Annotated in this window: 17 protein-coding genes; 8 read left to right on the top strand and 9 right to left on the bottom strand. The window is 65.6% G+C overall.

What is annotated here, in order from left to right; translation table 11 throughout:
• The first annotated feature begins 1 nt into the window (after position 1).
• The 4 genes from NGR_RS25990 (at position 2) to NGR_RS26005 (ending at position 2,616) form a co-directional block, all read left to right on the top strand.
• Positions 2–487, top strand: coding sequence for a Na+/H+ antiporter subunit E (locus tag NGR_RS25990; protein WP_012709468.1), 486 nt, complete (start codon positions 2–4; stop codon positions 485–487).
• On the top strand, positions 484–765 hold the full coding sequence (locus tag NGR_RS25995; protein ID WP_012709469.1) for a K+/H+ antiporter subunit F: 282 nt from the start codon (positions 484–486) through the stop codon (positions 763–765). Before NGR_RS25990 ends, NGR_RS25995 begins: the two co-directional genes overlap by 4 nt.
• On the top strand, positions 762–1,133 hold the full coding sequence (gene mnhG, locus NGR_RS26000; protein ID WP_012709470.1) for a monovalent cation/H(+) antiporter subunit G: 372 nt from the start codon (positions 762–764) through the stop codon (positions 1,131–1,133). Before NGR_RS25995 ends, mnhG begins: the two co-directional genes overlap by 4 nt.
• A 100-nt stretch (positions 1,134–1,233) precedes the next feature.
• Entirely contained in the window at positions 1,234–2,616 is a 1,383-nt protein-coding gene (locus NGR_RS26005; RefSeq protein WP_012707092.1) for an IS1380-like element ISRsp7 family transposase, read from the top strand.
• A gap of 168 nt (positions 2,617–2,784) precedes the next feature.
• Here NGR_RS26005 and cobM read toward each other — a convergent pair whose 3' ends face one another.
• The gene (cobM, locus tag NGR_RS26010) at positions 2,785–3,543 is read right to left on the bottom strand and encodes a precorrin-4 C(11)-methyltransferase (RefSeq protein ID WP_012709471.1); all 759 of its coding nucleotides are present in this window, start codon (positions 3,541–3,543) and stop codon (positions 2,785–2,787) included.
• 19 nt (positions 3,544–3,562) lie between these two features.
• Positions 3,563–4,795 (bottom strand): precorrin-6y C5,15-methyltransferase (decarboxylating) subunit CbiE, encoded by a 1,233-nt coding sequence (gene cbiE / locus NGR_RS26015; protein WP_164924495.1) that lies wholly within the window; start codon positions 4,793–4,795, stop codon positions 3,563–3,565.
• Between cbiE and NGR_RS26020 the strand changes: the two genes are divergently transcribed.
• Positions 4,773–5,573, top strand: a complete 801-nt coding sequence (locus NGR_RS26020) for a cobalt-precorrin-6A reductase (protein ID WP_012709473.1) — start codon at positions 4,773–4,775, stop codon at positions 5,571–5,573. The two genes, cbiE and NGR_RS26020, sit on opposite strands and share 23 nt — an antisense overlap.
• On the opposite strand, the gene NGR_RS26025 is transcribed toward NGR_RS26020, so the two are convergent.
• The 6 genes from NGR_RS26025 to ung all read right to left on the bottom strand — a co-directional run bounded on the left by NGR_RS26025 (position 5,537) and on the right by ung (position 10,859).
• Positions 5,537–6,301 carry a precorrin-3B C(17)-methyltransferase gene (locus NGR_RS26025; RefSeq protein WP_012709474.1) on the bottom strand — a complete coding sequence of 255 codons (765 nt, stop codon included), beginning with the start codon at positions 6,299–6,301 and terminating at the stop codon, positions 5,537–5,539. The two genes, NGR_RS26020 and NGR_RS26025, sit on opposite strands and share 37 nt — an antisense overlap.
• Entirely contained in the window at positions 6,298–7,065 is a 768-nt protein-coding gene (locus tag NGR_RS26030; RefSeq protein ID WP_012709475.1) for a precorrin-2 C(20)-methyltransferase, read from the bottom strand. Before NGR_RS26030 ends, NGR_RS26025 begins: the two co-directional genes overlap by 4 nt.
• On the bottom strand, positions 7,062–7,694 hold the full coding sequence (locus NGR_RS26035) for a precorrin-8X methylmutase (protein WP_012709476.1): 633 nt from the start codon (positions 7,692–7,694) through the stop codon (positions 7,062–7,064). The genes NGR_RS26030 and NGR_RS26035 overlap by 4 nt, the downstream gene beginning before the upstream one ends.
• A gap of 2 nt (positions 7,695–7,696) precedes the next feature.
• The gene (gene cobG, locus NGR_RS26040; RefSeq protein WP_012709477.1) at positions 7,697–9,064 is read right to left on the bottom strand and encodes a precorrin-3B synthase; all 1,368 of its coding nucleotides are present in this window, start codon (positions 9,062–9,064) and stop codon (positions 7,697–7,699) included.
• Between the two features lie 110 nt (positions 9,065–9,174).
• A complete protein-coding gene (gene cobF / locus NGR_RS26045) occupies positions 9,175–9,945 on the bottom strand; it encodes a precorrin-6A synthase (deacetylating) (RefSeq protein WP_164924496.1) in 771 nt (256 codons plus the stop codon).
• 188 nt (positions 9,946–10,133) lie between these two features.
• A complete protein-coding gene (ung, locus tag NGR_RS26050) occupies positions 10,134–10,859 on the bottom strand; it encodes a uracil-DNA glycosylase (RefSeq protein WP_164924497.1) in 726 nt (241 codons plus the stop codon).
• Between the two features lie 196 nt (positions 10,860–11,055).
• On the opposite strand from ung, the gene modA reads away from it, so the two are divergent.
• The 3 genes from modA (at position 11,056) to modC (ending at position 13,720) form a co-directional block, all read left to right on the top strand.
• A complete protein-coding gene (gene modA / locus NGR_RS26055; RefSeq protein ID WP_012709480.1) occupies positions 11,056–11,859 on the top strand; it encodes a molybdate ABC transporter substrate-binding protein in 804 nt (267 codons plus the stop codon).
• A gap of 104 nt (positions 11,860–11,963) precedes the next feature.
• Positions 11,964–12,656 (top strand): molybdate ABC transporter permease subunit, encoded by a 693-nt coding sequence (gene modB / locus NGR_RS26060; RefSeq protein WP_164924683.1) that lies wholly within the window; start codon positions 11,964–11,966, stop codon positions 12,654–12,656.
• Positions 12,653–13,720, top strand: a complete 1,068-nt coding sequence (gene modC, locus NGR_RS26065) for a molybdenum ABC transporter ATP-binding protein (RefSeq protein WP_012709482.1) — start codon at positions 12,653–12,655, stop codon at positions 13,718–13,720. The genes modB and modC overlap by 4 nt, the downstream gene beginning before the upstream one ends.
• Positions 13,721–13,894: 174 nt before the next feature.
• Here modC and NGR_RS26070 read toward each other — a convergent pair whose 3' ends face one another.
• Entirely contained in the window at positions 13,895–14,290 is a 396-nt protein-coding gene (locus NGR_RS26070) for a winged helix-turn-helix domain-containing protein (RefSeq protein ID WP_012709483.1), read from the bottom strand.
• Positions 14,291–14,308 lie beyond the last annotated feature (18 nt).

Raw genomic sequence — 14,308 nt, forward strand, 5'->3', positions numbered from 1 at the left:
AATGCGCGCCTGGTATCCCTATCCGCTGTTCTCGATCGCCCTCTTCCTCATGTGGTTGTTGCTCAACCAGTCGGTGGCGCCCGGCTCGATCCTCGTCGGCGTCTTGCTGAGCACGATTCTCGCCTGGGTCATGGTGAAGCTGCAGCCGGCGCAATCGCGCCTCCGCCGTCTGGGGCTTATGGCTGGTTTCGTGCTCACCGTCGTCGCCGACATCGTTCGCTCGAATGTCGCGGTCGCCGGGATCATCCTGCGGGCCCGACGCAGGCCGGCAAATACCGGTTTCATGACCGTCGATGTCGATCTGGAAAACGAGAACGCGCTGGCCCTGCTCGCCTGCATACTGACTGCGACCCCCGGCACCGCCTGGCTCGAATACGACAGGCGTCGGAAGAGCTTGCTCCTGCACGTGCTCGATATCGAGAACGAGGATCTCTGGCGGCGAACGGTCAAGCGCTACGAAGCGGGACTGAAGGAGATACTCGAATGATCGGGCTTGCAATCGTCTGGTCGATCCTCATTGCACAGGTCATGCTCGCCTTGGCGATGGCCTTCGCACTCTACCGGATCATCAAGGGTCCGCGCGCCCAGGACCGCATCCTCGGGCTCGACACGCTCTATATCAACGCGATGCTGATGCTGCTTGCCTTCGGCATCCGCACGGCCAACACCATCTATTTCGAAACGGCGCTGATCATCGCGCTGATCGGCTTCGTCTCCTCGATCGCCTTTGCGAAATTCCTGATGCGCGGCGAGGTGATCGAATGAGCCATCTGGCCGACCTGCCGGCCTGGGCGGCGATCATCGTCTGCGGATTGCTGCTCCTCGGAGCGGCGATGACGCTTATCGGCTCGCTCGGCCTGCTGCGCCTTCCGAGCTTCTACGACCGCCTGCACGCCCCGACGATCGCGACGAGTGGGGGAACGATCCTTATCTGCATGGCGTCGATGCTCTGCTTCGCGGTGCTTGAGAGCCGCTGGATCTTCCACGAACTGCTGATCCTCTTCTTCGTCGTCGTGACGACGCCGGTGACGCTGATGCTGCTCGGACAGGCGGCGCTTTACCGCGACCGCGTCGAGGATCGACGCGACGTTCCTCGCAAACCGAAGCCGGCAGCGCAACCGGATGCGGAATAAGACCTAACCTGAATATCTCAAAGTAAGAGGTGCATCGGGCCCGCGAATCTGAGAAACTTCTTTTGCTACAAAGGGTTATCAGATTCGTTGAGGGGGTCCGATGCAAACACACTGTATCGCCGAGCAGCTCGAATTTGAAGGCTTCGACGGTCACAAAGTGGTCGCTGGTTTCGACGGCGGAGCGATCACCTCGGATGCCGGCGCCCTGCTGCTTCGCCATGTCGATGGGGTCATCGGACTGTTCGACCGGGTGGCCGCTTGCTTCGTTGATGACCGCGATCCGACGTGCACGGTCCACAGCGTGCGCACGCTGGTCGGGCAGCGCGTTGCGGCGATCGCGCTGGGCTACGAGGATGTCGATGACCACGACAGGCTGCGCCACGACCCGGTGCTCGCGCTTCTGTCGGAGCGGCTGACGCCGAAGCGGCAAGACTGTGCGGTGCTTGCCGGCAAATCCACCTTGAACCGGCTGGAGCACGGCCGTCTCGGCCAGCCGACGCGCTATCACAAGATCGCTTACGACAGGCAAGCGCTGGAAGCGCTGTTCATCGAGCTGTTCCTGGACGCGCACGACAGCCCGCCTGAGGAAATCGTGCTCGATCTCGACGCCACCGATGATCCGCTGCACGGTCACCAGGAGGGTCGGTTCTTTCACGGCTATTACAACTGCTATTGCTATCTGCCGCTGTACATCTTCTGCGGCCGCCACCTGCTTTCGGCCAAGCTACGGCGTTCGAACATCGACGCCAGCGCAGGCTCGGTCGCCGAAATCGATCGTATCATCGGGCAGATCCGCCAAAGCTGGCCAAACGTGCGCATCATCCTGCGCGCCGATTCCGGCTTCGCCCGCGACGAACTGATGGACTGGTGCGAGACCAACAAGGTCGACTATGTCTTTGGCCTTGCTCGCAACCCGCGGCTGGAAAGGCAAATCGCGCCGGCCATGGAGGAAGCAAGCCTGTTATCCCAGGCAAGCGCCCAGGCGACCCGCGTCTTCCGCGACTTCCTGTGGTCGACCAAGGACAGCTGGACACGACGACGGCGGGTCGTTGGAAAAGCGGAATGGACGCTGCTGGGCGCCAATCCGCGCTTCATCGTCACCTCCCTTAAGCCAGAGCGCTGGGCGGCACAGACGCTTTACGAGGATCTCTACTGCGCCCGCGGTGACATGGAGAACCGCATCAAAGAATGCCAGCTCGATCTCTACGCCGACCGCACCAGCGCCCACACCATGCACGCCAATCAACTGCGCCTCTGGTTCGCCTCGTTGGCCTACGTGCTGATCTGCGCCCTGCGCCGCCTTGGCCTTGCCCATACGCGGCTCGCCGAGGCGACCTGCGGCACCATCCGGCTGAAGCTGTTAAAGATCGGCGCCCAGGTCCGCGTCTCGGTGCGTCGCATCAAAATCGCGATGGCATCCGCCTGTCCCTATGCCGACGAATTTGCACTGGCACACGCCCGAATACGTGCCGCGGCCCGCTGATGCCGCCGGCCTGAAACCCTTCCGCAACCAGAACAGGAGACATCGCCGAACCCAGACCCGCCGCTCACAGTGGCGCCGACTCCGTTCGTCTTCGAAGCCGGAGCGCCAAACAGGCGTCCCGGCGGGCCGAGTTGCGCCACCGGCGCTAAAGGCGGTGAGAGAAGCGGGCTAATCCCGGCCGCGAAAGCGCCGCTGATAGGCCGGATCGTAAAGGGAGCTCTCCCGGAAGTCCGACGCTTCCAGCCCCGGTCCGACGAAGATCAGAGCCGTACGCTCGATCGGTTCGGCCGCGACCTTTGAGGCGATATCGCCGAGCGTGCCGCGCAGGACGCGTTCGTCCGGCCAGGAGGCCTTGACGACGATCGCCACCGGGCAATCGGCGCCGTAGAGCGGCGTCAGTTCCTCGACGACGCGGTCGAGCGCGTGAATCGCGAGGTGGATCGCCAGCGTCGACCGGGTTGCGCCGAAGGCGGCCAGTGTTTCGCTGTTCGGCATCGGCGATGCGCGGCCCGAAACGCGGGTCAACACAAGGCTTTGCGCCACGGTCGGAATGGTCAATTCGCGGCCGAGCGTCGCCGCGGCGGCGGCGAAGGCCGGCACGCCGGGCGTCATCGTGTAGTCGATACCGTGCTTCTCCAGACGGCGGATCTGCTCGGCAACGGCACTCCAGACCGAAAGGTCGCCGGAATGCAGTCGCGCGACATCCTCGCCGGCTTCGGCCGCGCGCAGATATTCCGCCTCGATCTCGTCGAGCGACATCGGCGCCGTATCGACGATGCGGGCACCGGGCGGGCAATATTGCAAAAGCTCCGGCGAGACGATCGACCCGGCATAGAGGCAGACCGGGCAGCGGCCGATCAGATCCCTGCCCCTGACCGTGATAAGGTCTGCCGCGCCCGGGCCTGCGCCGATGAAATGAACCGTCATGATCTATCCTCTAAAAATCTCAGGCCTTGACCCAGGACCATTGCGTCACCGGCATCGCCGGTCGCCAGCCCGTCATGGTGCCAACGGGAGCGGCGCGGGCGATGTCGATGCGGACGAGCGAACCGCCGAGCCGGGCGTGATGGGCAATAAGCACCGCTTCCATTTCCGTCGTGACGGCATTGGCGACAAGCCTACCGCCGGCGGGAAGTGCGGCGACTGCCGCCTCCATGACGCCGGTTTCACTGCCGCCGCCACCGATGAAGATCACGTCCGGGCGGGCCAGCCCGCGAAGCGCGTCCGGCGCCTGGCCTTCGACGACGGACAATCCCGGGACCCCGAAACGCGCCGCATTGCGGCCGATCCGTGCCGCCCGCTCGGGCGAAGCTTCGACGGCGATCGCCCGCATTGCCGGATCCGCCAGCATCCATTCGATGGCGATCGAGCCGGAGCCGGCGCCGATGTCCCAGAGAAGCTCGCCCTTGCGCGGCGCCAGCGCCGATAGCGTCAGCGCCCGCACCTCGCGCTTGGTGATCTGGCCGTCATGCTCGAAGAGTGAATCGTCGCGGCCGCCGGCAAGAGACAGGACGCGGGCACTGCCATCCGCGACGACCTCGACGGCGCAGAGGTTCAAGGCGTTGACCTTTTCCAGTGTGAAGCTCGAAGCAAGGTGCCGGGAAACGCGCTCGCGTTCCCCGCCGAGGGCTTCGAGGACGGTAAGCCGGGACTGACCGAAGCCGCATTCGCCAAGCAGTCCGGCGAGCGCATTCGGGCCGTTCTCGTCCGAGGTCAGCGCCAGAATGCGGGCGCCCGGCTGCAAGTGCGGCCGGATGAGATCGAGCGGGCGGCCATGCAGCGAGACGGTTGCCAGCTCCTGCAGCGCCCAACCGAGCCGCGACGCTGCGAGGCTGAAGGCCGAAGGCGCCGGGATCGTGCGGATTTCGCTGGCATCGATACGGCGCGCCAGCGTGGCGCCGACGCCGTAGAGGAAAGGGTCGCCGGAGGCGAGCACCACGACGGGGCTCCCTCGCCTTGAAACGATCGCCTCAACCGACTTTTCGAAAGGGCTCTGCCAGGCCTCGCTCTCGCCGTGGATCAGGGATGCCGCGAGCTCAAGATGGCGGACGCCGCCGAAGACGACGGGGGCTGCCGCAATCAGCCGCTTGGCCTCGTCGCCGAGACCGGCTACACCATCCTCCCCGATACCGATGACGGTCAACCAGGGAGCGACCATGGCCGAGACGCTATTCGACATGTCAGCCACGGGCAGACCTCGCATCCTGATCCTCGGCGGCACGACCGAGGCGCGGCAGCTTGCCGAGAGGCTGGCGGCCGATCGGCGCTACGACGCGGCGATCTCGCTCGCCGGCCGCACCGCCGATCCGCGGCCGCAGCCGTTGCCGACCCGCGTCGGCGGCTTCGGTGGCGCCGAAGGGCTTGCCGTCTTCCTGAAGCGCGAGAGCATTTCCCTGCTCGTCGATGCGACCCATCCCTTTGCGGCGCGGATTTCCCACAACGCGGCAGCCGCTGCGGCGGCGAGCGGAACGCCGCTCTTCGCGCTGCGCCGGCCCGCCTGGGACGCCCAGCCGGGCGATCGCTGGACGCGCGTCGCGAGCGTGGCCGAGGCGGTGTCCGCCCTCGGCGCGGCGCCGCGCCGCGTCTTCCTGGCGATCGGCCGCCAGGAGGCCTTCCACTTCGAGAAGGCGCCGCAGCACAGCTATGTGGTGCGCAGCGTCGATCCCGTAACGCCGCCGCTGAACCTGCCCGACGCCAAAGCTATTCTCGCGCACGGCCCTTTCGCCGAGGCGGACGAGCTCGAACTGCTCGGCGAACAGGCAATCGATGTCATCGTCGCCAAGAACAGCGGCGGCACCGCCACCTATGGCAAGATCGCCGCGGCCCGGAGGCTTGGGCTCCAGGTCGTGATGGTCGAGCGCCACGAGCCCGCCGATGTGCCGACGGTCTGCGACTGTGACGAGGCGCTCGAACGCATCCATCAATGGCTGTCCCCGGTGAAGGATCGTGGCGTGTAGACGAGATCGGGTTTGCCGTCGCGGGCGACGATCCGCGTCTCCGGCGAGCCGATGATCACGCAGGTCGCCATATCGGCGCGCTCGGGATCGGCTTCGCCGAGCGGCATGACGGCAATGCGCTCGTCCGGGCGACCGGCGGCGCGGCCGAAGATCACCGGCACGCGAGCCGGCAGCACCTGGCGCAGCACCTCGAAGGCTTCGCCGAGCTGCCAGGGACGCGCCTTGCTGATCGGGTTATAGAGCGCGATGACCAATCCCGCCTCGGCCGCGAGCCGCACCCGCTTGGTGATCAAGTCCCACGGCTTCAGGTTATCGGACAGCGACATGGCGCAGAAATCGTGGCCGAGTGGCGCACCGATGCGTGCCGCCACAGCGAGCATCGCCGTGACGCCCGGCGTGATCGTGAGATCCACCTGCCGCCACGCCTCCGGTCCCTTGTCGATGGCCTCGCAGACGGCCGCCGCCATCGCGAAAATGCCCGGGTCGCCGCCGGAGACCACGCAGACATCGACGCCGGCGCTGGCGCGTGTCAGTGCCGCTTGCGCGCGGTCCAGTTCCTCGCGGTTGTCGGAGGCGATCCGATGTTGGTCAGCCCGCAGGTGCAGGCGGTCGAGGTAAGGGCCATAGCCGAAGAATTCGGTCGCAACCGCGATCGCATCCTGCGCTTCCGGCGTCATCTGGGCCGGATTGCCGGGGCCGGTACCGACGATGAAGAGCTTTCCGGTCATGATCTGTCCTTTGCGCCGGGCTCATCTTTCCAGACGGGTCTGTCCTTCCAGCCGGGAACGAGCACCAGCGAGAAATAGGGCGCCGCGTCGTCCGGCTTCTGGCCGAGCGGGATCATCGCCGCGTTCTTCATCGTGCCGCGCTCGACATAGACCGCTGCATCGAGTTTGCCAGCCGTCGCAAGGGCGCGGCGGATTTTCGGCAGGTTGCGGCCGACCTTCATGATCACCGCCGCTTCGGTATCGGCGAGCCGGCGCTGCAATTCGGCTTCGCCCATCGTGCCCGGAAGGACCGAAAGCACGTCGTCGCCCTGCACCAGCGGCAGGCCGGCAGCCGACCAGCAGCCGGACATCGCCGTGATGCCGGGAATGACTTCGGCCGGGAAACGGCCCGCGAGCCGCACATGCAGATGCATATAGGAGCCGTAGAACAGCGGGTCGCCCTCGCTCAGCACGGCGACGGTCCGACCGGCCTTGAGATGCAGCGCGACCGCTTCTGCGGAGGCGTCGTAGAAATCGGTGATCTGCCGCTTATAGGCTTCGTCGTCCTTGTCGATTTCCGTCGTCACCGGATAGTAGAGCGGCAGTTCGACAAGATCGGACTTCAGAAGGTGTTCGACGACGGCGCGGCCGTTGCCGCTGCGACCCGCCTTGGCGAAATAGGCGACGACGTCCGCCTCGCCGAGCGCCCGCACCGCCTTGACGGTCAAGAGCTCGGGGTCGCCGGGGCCGGTACCGACGCCGATCAGTCTGCCCGGCCCCCTCACAGGCCCGGCCTCGCCAGCGAGTTCAGCGCCGCCGCCGTCATCGCACTGCCGCCAAGCCGGCCGCGGACGATCGCGAAGGGAACGCCGTAGGAATTCTCGGCAAGCGCATCCTTCGATTCCGCTGCGCCGACGAAGCCGACCGGCATGCCGAGGATCGCCGCCGGCTTCGGGGCACCGTCACGCAGCATTTCAAGAAGATAGAACAGCGCCGTCGGTGCATTGCCGATGGCGACGACCGAGCCCGCCATCCGCTCGCCCCAGAGTTTCAGTGCCGCCGCCGAGCGCGTATTGCCGATCTCGGCCGCGATCTCCGCCGTGCGCGGATCGCGGAGCGTGCAGATCACCTCGTTGCCGGCCGGCAGCCGCGCCCGGGTGACGCCATGGGCGACCATTTCTGCATCGCAGAAGATCGGTGCGCCGTTCTTCAGCGCATCGCGTGCGGCGGAGACGAAATCGGAAGAGAAGACGAACTGGCGCGCCGCCTCGACGGAACCGCAGGCATGCACCATGCGCACCGCAAGGTCGGCCTCTTCCTCCGAGAAGCCGGAAAGGTCGGCTTCGGCGCGGATGATCGCGAAGGAACGCTCGTAGATGGCGTTGCCATCGCGGATATAATCGTAATCAGGCATTTCTATCCCTGTTCAAACGCGACGACGATGCGTGCGGTCCCGAGCCGTGTAAGACAGGAGAGCGCCGATTCGCCAGCGTCTTTGTTTTCTCGCACCAGCGCGTTGAGGCCGGCCAATGCGGTTCTTATTCCGTTTTCATCCCTGTAGGCGCTCGGCGCGACGGAAGCAGTACCATTTACGACAAGCGCATATCCTGATGGCGCACCGACGAGCGTCAGCGCAGATGCCCTGGGTCTCGCGCATCCCTTGGAACAGCCCGACAGGTGAATTGCGAGCGAGCCGTCGAGAAGCTCGGCGCCGACGTCGACCATTAGCCTGGCCGCCGCCTTGGTGTCCATCAACGCCGAGGCGCAGGCAAGGCCGGCGCAGGTCGCGATATGATTGCGTGGGTCATTGGGGGTGACCAGGAAGCCATGGGAAAGTGCGAGCCGCTGCACGACAGCGGCCGCCTCGCTCGACAGGCCGAGGACAAGAATGCCATGGCGCGGCGCGAGGCGAATTTCCGTCGCGCCCAGTTCCTCGGCGCAGTGCAGAAAGGCAATGAGGTCGGCACTGTCGGTCTGCGCAAAAGCAAGAGCGATACCGAGCACGATGCGCCCGTCGCCGAAACCGTGAATGCCCGCCGGCAAGAACGGCGGGGCGCCGCGGTCCGTCGCCGGGAGGGCGCCAATATCAGCGGAGAAGTGCTGCCGGATGCGATCCGCATCGAGGTCGCGGCCGCGCGCGACCGCGCCGAGGGCATCGAGTTCCGTGAGAATTTCCATCACCGCGGGGACAACCCGTTCCGTCTCCAGGAGCGCAACGGGCCGTTCCGGACGCGCCGTGCCGCCGAGCGACAACAGCCAGCGTAGGCAATCCTCGCGGTTCAACGCTTCAATACGCAGGTCAGCCGAACTATCCCGCAGGTGGAAGCGGCCACACCCATCGATAACGATCGACAATTTCGGCGCGAGCGCAAGTGCAGGGCGCCGATCGGCAATCGCGGCGCGCAGCGCCGCGGCCAGCGGCCGAGGATCGGCGATTTCGCTCGCATCAAATCCGGCAAGCGGCGGCGTTTCGATCGCCACGCCATCGGCAACGGCAATTCCCGCCTCGCCGATCGCGGCGGCAAGGGCCGGCACGCTCGATGCGGTCAGCCCGCGGATCTGCAGGTTGCCCCGAGCAGTTACTTCGATGATGCCGCTGCCGCAGGCCGCCGCCGCTTCGGCCAGCGCACGAAGTTCGGCGGGCCTCAGACCATCGGTCGCCGGACGCAGCCGCACGAGCAGACCGTCTCCGGTCCGCATCGGCGCGGCGAGCGACGGACAGGCGCCGCGGCGCATCGATTGGCCGGGCTCCGTTTGTGACTTGGGCGCAGCGCAGCTCGTCATCGTCTTCCAATATCCTCGGGACACATCGCGGCCTCACACTCCGCATCTGTGATAGAGCCTATATCACAGCCGCCTTCCTTGAGAGAGATCAAAGCCCAGGCAAGCGGCGGCTACTCGTCGAAATCGGCCCCCTTGCGCAGAAGATAGATGTCCATGATCCATCCCATCCGCTCGCGCGCCGCCGCCCGCGCCCTCAGGATGTCTTCCTTCACATCGGCGAGGCGCCCTGAAATGGCGATCTCGTCCGGCGTGCCGAGATAGGCGCCCCAGAAAATCTCGGCTTCGGGATCGTCGATCTTCTGGAAGGCCTGTTCGCCGTCGAGCATGACGACGGCCGTCTCGCTCCTGTGCGGAAAGGTCTCGGCCAGCCGGCGGCCGGTGGTGATCTCGACGGGCTTTCCGACAAGATTGAGCGGGATGCGATGGCTGGCGCAGAGCGCCTGGAGGCTGGTGATGCCGGGGATGACTTCGAAGTCGACCGCTACACTGCCCCGTGCGCGGACCCTTTCGACGATGCGGATCGTGCTGTCATAGAGCATCGGATCGCCCCACACGAGGAACGCGCCGGTCTGTCCTTCCGCAAGCTCGTCCGAAAGCAGCGCCTCGTAAGTGGCGGCGATGCTGGCATGCCAATCATCGACGCTTTGAACGTAGCTGCGCTCCTCGGTGCGGCGGACCGGCACGGCGAACTCGACCGTGCGGCTGTCATCCCGCGACACATAGCGGGCGCAGATATCGCGGCGCACTTCGGCAAGCTCGGTCTTCTTCGCTCCCTTGGTCGGGATGAAGAGCACATCGGCCCGGTTCAGCGCATTGATCGCCTGAACCGTGATATGCTCCGGGTTGCCCGCCCCGATACCGATGATCAGGATATGCCGCATGCCGTCTCTCCCGTCTGCGCGCAGTGCATGTCGCCCCAAAAGTGTGCAGTGGTTTTGGGGCACCGACATGCACAAAAAACCCTAAAGCGCGTCGCATGTTCGAGTGCAACGCGCTTTAGACACCATGCTTTGGCGGATCGGGACCCGCAGCGCAAGGTCCGTACACGACAGGAGGCGCAACGACGGCGTCAACAGGCGGACGCAGCCTGCCGATCGACGGCGAGAGGCGGATCGTCCGGCAGCCGCCAATCGATCGGATCGAGCCTCTTCGACTCCAGGAAGGCATTGGCCTTGGAGAAATGCCTGCAGCCGAGGAAGCCGGAATGGGCCGAGAGCGGCGACGGATGCGGCGCGGTCAGCACCAGATGCCGGGAGCGATCGACAAAGGCCGCCTTCTTCTGCGCGTAGGAGCCCCAGAGCATGAAGACGACTGGCTGCGCCTGCTCGTTGACGGCGCGGATGACTGCGTCGGTAAAACGCTCCCAACCCTTGCCCTGGTGCGAGGCCGCCCGGCCCCGCTCGACGGTCAGCACGCTGTTCAGGAGCAGCACCCCCTGGCGTGCCCAGCTTTCGAGGAAGCCGTGGCGGGCCGGCGGAATGCCGAGGTCATCGCGAAGCTCCTTGTAGATGTTGACAAGCGACGGCGGGGTGCGCACGCCCGGCTGCACGCTGAAGCAAAGCCCGTGCGCCTGGCCGTCGCCATGATAGGGATCCTGGCCGAGGATGACGACCCGGACCTTTTCGAGCGGCGTCAGATCGAGCGCCCGGAAATACTCACTGCCCTTCGGATAGATCTGCCGGCCCTGTTGCTTCTCGTCCAGAAGAAAGCGCTTCAAGTCGACCATGTAGCCGTGCCGGAATTCCGGCGTCAGCACGGCTTTCCAGCTCTCCTCCAGCCTGATCGTCGCATCCATGGATTCACCTCGCGTCGTTCCGTCTCGGAATTTAGACCCGTGCGCGTCCATCGCAAGCACCCGCGCCGTATTTGGCCCTTCAGTTCACCGCTTTGATTACCGCACTCGGGGAGCATTGTATTTCTGCGGATATAGCGCTAACGAGAACGGCGAACCGTATATTCTGAAGAACATTACGAAAGAGATGGAGACAGGTATGTTCAAGGGACGGAGAGAGTGGCTGAAGGGTTTGGGGCTTACCGGTCTGGCGCTGGCGCTCGGCATGGCTTTGGCCGGCGCGGCATTCGCCCCGGCTCAGGCGGAGGAGAAAGTAACGGTCTTCGCCGCTGCGAGCCTGAAGAACGCACTCGACGCGATCAACACCAAATGGAAAGAGGAAACCGGCAAGGAGACGACCGCCTCCTACGCGGCAAGCTCGGCGCTGGCAAAACAGATCGAACAGGGCGCGCCTGCCGATATCTTCATCTCGGCCGATCTCGCCTGGATGGACTACCTTGCCGAAAGGAAGCTGATCAAGGCCGATACGCGCTCCAACCTGCTCGGCAATCGCATCGTTCTCGTTTCAGCCAAGGCCGACGCGGGGTCTGTCGATATCAAGCCGGGCCTCGACCTCGCCGCCCTGCTCGGCGACGGCCGCCTGGCGATGGGCGCGGTTGATTCCGTCCCCGCCGGCAAATACGGCAAGGCGGCGCTCGAAAAGCTCGGCATCTGGCCGACGGTCGCCGAGAAGGTCGCCGGAGCCGAAAGCGTACGCGCCGCCCTCCTTCTCGTTTCACGCGGCGAGGCGCCCTATGGCATCGTCTACAAGACGGATGCGGCGGCCGACCCGGGCGTGAAGGTGGTCGGCACCTTCCCCGAAGACAGCCATCCGCCGATCATCTACCCGATCGCGATCGCCGCCGACAGCAAGAACCCGGACGCCGCCGCCTATCTCGAATTCGTCAAGTCGCCGAAGGCCGCGGCGCTTTTCGAAACACAAGGCTTCATCGTCCTCGAATAGGGCTTGCGCCACCGGGCGTCGACCGGGCAGAACTTGTGCGCGTCGTGCATCCAACAATGCACGACGCAACCTTCTGTAATGCGGGGAGCACGACCTTGGACTGGATGGCCCTGAGCGACGCGGAATGGACGGCCGTCCGGTTGAGTCTGCGCGTCGCGACGGTCGCGATGTTTTCGAGCCTGCCATTTGCACTTCCCGCCGCCATGGCGCTTGCGCGCGGGCGCTTCTGGGGCAAGTCGGTGCTGAACGGCTTCGTCCACATGCCGCTGATCCTGCCGCCGGTGGTCACCGGCTTCGTACTGCTCATCCTGTTCGGGCGCCGCGGTCCGATCGGCGCTTTTCTCGCCGACAACTTCGGGCTCGTCTTTTCCTTCCGCTGGACGGGCGCCGCACTCGCCTGCGCCGTCATGGGCTTTCCGCTGATGGTTCGCAGCATCCGGCTGTCGATCGAAGCGGTCGACCGCAAGCTGGAAGATGCCGCCGCAACGCTCGGCGCAAGTCCTTCCTGGGTCTTCCTGACCGTGACCCTGCCGCTGATCCTGCCCGGCATCGTCGCTGGCATGATCCTTTCCTTCGCCAAAGCGATGGGCGAATTCGGCGCGACGATCACCTTCGTCTCGAATATCCCGGGCGAGACCCAGACGCTATCCGCGGCGATTTACAGCTTTACCCAGGTTCCGGGCGGCGACGCGGGCGCCATGCGGCTCGCCATCATCTCGATCGTCATCTCGATGGCGGCGTTGATGTTGTCGGAAGTCTTTGCCGCCGCCGCGGCGCGACGGACGGTCGCCGCATGAGCCTCGAGGTCGAAGCGCGCCACCGGATCGGCTCCTTCGCGATCGACGCCGCGTTCCGGTCGGAGGGCGGCGTCACGGCGCTTTTCGGCCGTTCGGGCTCCGGAAAGACCTCGCTGATCAACATTATCGCCGGACTCCTGAGGCCCGATGCCGGCCGCATCCTGCTCGATGGAGACGTCATCGCTGATAGCGAGAAGCGGCTCTTCACCCCGGTGCATCGCCGCCGCTTCGGCTATGTCTTCCAGGAGGCCCGGCTCTTTCCGCATCTGAGTGTCCGCAGGAATCTCGCCTACGGCCGCTGGTTCGCCAATGCAGGCAAGTCCGCCTCCGAGTTCGCCAAGGTCGTCGACATGCTCGGCATCGGGGATCTGCTCGAACGGCGCCCTTCAACACTCTCCGGCGGTGAGCGCCAGCGCGTCGCGGTCGGCCGCGCGCTGCTTGCGGCGCCGCGGCTGCTGCTGATGGACGAGCCGCTTGCCGCGCTCGACGAGGCGAGAAAGGCGGAGATCCTCCCCTATCTGGAGCGGCTTCGCGACGAGACCAAAATACCGATCGTCTATGTCAGTCATTCCGTCGCGGAGGTGGCGCGGCTGGCAGAGCGTGTCGTGGTGGTCGAAAACGGCCGGGTCAAGGCATCCGGCACGGCCGCCGCCATTCTCAGCCGGCCGACGGACGCGGTCGAGCGGCGGGAGACCGGCGCCCTGATCGACGGCGTGGTCGACAGCCATGACGTCGCGCATAGGCTGACGGTGTTGCGGGCGGGAGGATGCCTGATCCGCATACCGCATCTCGTCACGGCACCGGGCCAGCGGCTCCGTGTCTACATAGCCGGACGTGACGTGATGCTTGCCACGACGAAGCCGGAAGGGATCAGCGCCCTCAACGTCCTTCCGGGAACGATCGTCGATCTTTCAAGGACCCAGGAGGGCAGCGTCGATGTGCGCGTCGACTGCGGCGGCACTATCATCGTCGCTCGCATCACCGCCCTCTCGCGCGACACGCTCGGGCTTGAGCCGGGCAAGCCCGTTCACGCCATCATCAAGACCGTGGCACTGGATTACTAGATCGGGATGATCTTCGGGATGAAATCGCACGGCATTACCCTTGAGGGACTTGCCCCTCCCCAACCCCTCCCCACAAGGGGGAGGGACTTAACCCGCCGCTCCCGGCTCGCGCCATCTTGATCCTTTTCATCAGGCACAAGGGTCGGAAATAGCGCGGGCCATCGCCGCACGCTCTTAGCCCCTCCCCCTTGTGGGGAGGGGTTGGGGAGGGGTGACATCTGCACGGGCCGCCTCGAGCCAGTCGAGGTCGTCGGCGATCGCGGCGCGGGCCTTCGTTTCCATCCCCCTGAAGCGCTCGATCAGCGCCTCGCCGAATTCGGTGAGCGCGGCGCCGCCACCTTGCCTGCCGCCGCGCTGCGACTCGACCGCGGCCTCCTGGAACATCCGATTGAGCGCATCGACCAGCAGCCAGGCGCGCCGGTAGGACATGTCCATGGCGCGGCCGGCCGCCGAGATCGACCCCGTTTCGCGGATCAGTTCGAGCAGCATGATCTTGCCGCGCCCGAGGCGATCCTCGGGCGGGAAATCGATGCGCAGGACGGGGCGAAGCGTGTTATCGGCTTTGGGCATGGCCGGAGCATAGAGGCG

Source organism: Sinorhizobium fredii NGR234, assembly GCF_000018545.1.
Lineage (GTDB): Bacteria > Pseudomonadota > Alphaproteobacteria > Rhizobiales > Rhizobiaceae > Sinorhizobium > Sinorhizobium fredii_A.